This window comes from Streptococcus suis (genome assembly GCF_002960445.1).
GTDB lineage: Bacteria > Bacillota > Bacilli > Lactobacillales > Streptococcaceae > Streptococcus > Streptococcus hyiners.
The window spans coordinates 1-314 of sequence record NZ_POJD01000028.1; the positions used below are offsets into that span (position 1 = coordinate 1).

1 pseudogene is annotated in these 314 nt (G+C 38.2%); it reads right to left on the reverse strand.

What is annotated here, in order from left to right:
- Positions 1–314: pseudogene (locus tag C1G53_RS00130) on the reverse strand (phospho-N-acetylmuramoyl-pentapeptide-transferase); the annotation flags it as partial.

Below are 314 nucleotides of genomic sequence, written 5' to 3' on the forward strand. Positions count from 1 at the left end.
TGACAGAGTAAGCTAGAAGGCTGATAACAACTGAGATAGAAGCCAATCCATCAATGCCATCTGTCAAATTAACTGCATTTGAAAAACCGACCAGCCAGAACAGAACAAATGGGAAATAGAGAACTCCCAAATGTACCATGTGACCAAATACATTCAATTCTCCGCCACCTGCTCCTCTTACGTGGACAAAGTAGAAGACAATACCTCCTAAAATTTGTAGAGCAAGCTTTTGTTTAGGATTAAGACCTTCATTTATTTTACGGAAAATTTTTAAAAAGTCATCCAAAAATCCTACTACACCATAAAGGGCAAGG